This is a genomic window from Protofrankia sp. CiT1 (assembly GCF_917627335.1).
Classification (GTDB): Bacteria; Actinomycetota; Actinomycetes; order Frankiales; family Frankiaceae; genus Protofrankia.
On the sequence record NZ_CAKJTP010000127.1, the window covers coordinates 1 to 2,127 of the forward strand.

Genomic DNA, 2,127 nt, shown 5'->3' on the forward strand with positions numbered 1-2,127 from the left:
GTGCTGGGGGCTGCCGCGGGTGTGCTGCGGTTTGCCGAGCTGTCGATGCTCGCGGTGGGATGTGTCGTCGTGCTGGCGGCGGCGGTGGTCACGGTCGCCTACCGTCCGCGATTAGGCGCGGAGATCGAGGTCGTTCCCGGCCGGGTCCGGCGCGGTGAGGCGGCTGTCGCGAGTGTGACGATCAGGAACCTCGCGGAGCGGTCCAGCGGTGCCCTGCGGGTCCGCGTGCCGCACGGGGAGGAGGCGACCGAAACACATCTGCGTTCTCTGCGGGGATCGACGCGGCGCACGATCGCGCTACCGTTACCGACCGCGCGCCGTGGGGTGCTGCGGGTCGGCCCGGTGCAGGTCGGCAGAGCTGACCTGTTCGGTTTGCTGTCGCGCTCCCAACAGGTCGGGGAACCGGCCGTGGTGCGTGTCCACCCGGTTGTGTATTCGCTGACGCCGCTGGTGTCCGCTCGGTCGAGCAGCCCTGACGGGCTGTCGGTCGACAGCCGGACCGAAGGCGGCGTGACCTTCCACGCGCTCCGCGAATATGTGCCTGGTGACGATCTCCGGCATGTGCACTGGCGCTCCAGCGCTCGGGCGGGCACCCTGCTGGTGCGGCGGTATGTCGATCCGAGCGAGCCGGTCACGACGGTCCTGCTGGACACGCGGGCGTACGCATACCCGTCCGGAGCGGCCGGCGAGGCCGGGTTCGACGCGGCGGTGGACGTTGCCGCCTCGGTTCTGCTTGCCTCGGCCCGGCTGCGTTTCCCGGTCCGGCTGCACACCACCGGGCATGTTCGGGTCACGGGTCGTGGCGGGCGTGGCGACGGCCAGATCGTTCTCGACGTGCTTGCCGGTGTCGAATGGGACGCCGCGACGCCGGCGGCAGGCAGATCCCGGCCCGCTACCAGCGGATCCGGCAAGGGGGACCGGGATCCCGGTGACGCCAGCGCCCGCCCGGATGACGCGCTGGCCGCGGCTGTCCGGGGGCTTGGCCGTGGCGGGATCGGCACGCTCACGCTTGTCACCGGTGGGGTGGACATCGGGCAGGTGGCCGCGGTCGCCTCGGCTGCCAGCTGGTTCGAGCACGTGATCGTGGTTCGGGTCGGTGCCGCCGGTGCCGCTGCCGGCACTGGAGCCGGAGCTGGGCCGGTGCCATGGTCGGTCACCACGGGCGGCGAACGACTGCGTGTCCTGGATCTCGCCGATGCCGCCGCGCTGGTGCCGGCGTGGCCGGCGACTCCCACCGGGAGGGTACGGTGACGGCGCTCTGGCCCCGGGCCGGGAGCTTTGCCGTGGTCACGGTGATGGCCGGGCTTGCCGGCGGATCGTTTCATCGGGCGTTCGGCTGGGGCCCGCTCACCGGCCCGGTCGCGCTGGCGGCGGTCGTGCCTGTGATCGCCGTGGCGCTGCTCGCGGGGACGCCCCGCCGTCGCCGGGTGCCGTTGTCTTTGTCGCTGCCGTTGCCGACGTCGCTGCTGGCCTGGGCCGCGCTGTGGCTGGGCGTCGTCGCGGTGACGCTGTTCTGGCACGGTTCGCCGACGGTTCCCGGTGTGCTGCCCGCGGTCGGCGACGGTCTGCTCAACGGCTGGGCCCGGCTGCTGGCGGTGACCCTGCCGGCGCCGGATTCGCCGGATCTGCTGGTGGTGCCGCAGGCGTTGACGTGGCTTGCGGCTGGCGTCGGTGCGGAACTGGTGGCAAGGACGCGGACGGTGCTGCTCCCAGCCGTCCCGGCAGTCGTGGTCTTCGTGGCCGGGGTGACGCTGACGGTGTCCGCCCCGGGGTCGAACCTGCTGGTCGCGGCCGCTCTGGTGGCGGCGTCCGGGCTGCTCATACTGTGCCGGCGCGCCGAGATCCGGTCGTTGACGACCGCCAGCGGCCGCGGTGGATCCGGATCGTCCGCGAGCCGAGCCGTCATCGGGGTGGTTGCGGCGGTAGCCGTCGCGGCGGCCTCCGCCCTGATCGGCCCGCTCCTGTCACCGGGGCACGGCCGTGACCCATACGACATACGCGCGCACCGTACGGTACCGCTGCACCCGATATCCACGGTAAACCCGTTGGACCAGGTCGCGGCCTGGCTCGGTGACCCGGGCCGGCTGTTGTTCGCGGTGCGCGCGTCAGCGGCACAGAACGGGACAC

General features: G+C 72.7%; 1 protein-coding gene and 1 pseudogene. Both read left to right on the plus strand.

From position 1 onward, the window contains the following. A partial coding sequence (locus MJ785_RS16875) for a DUF58 domain-containing protein (RefSeq protein ID WP_239381717.1) occupies positions 1–1,251 on the plus strand: 1,251 nt, incomplete at its 5' end. Then, positions 1,248–2,127 (plus strand): annotated as a pseudogene (locus MJ785_RS16880) (hypothetical protein); the annotation flags it as partial. The gene MJ785_RS16875 and the pseudogene MJ785_RS16880, both read left to right, overlap by 4 nt.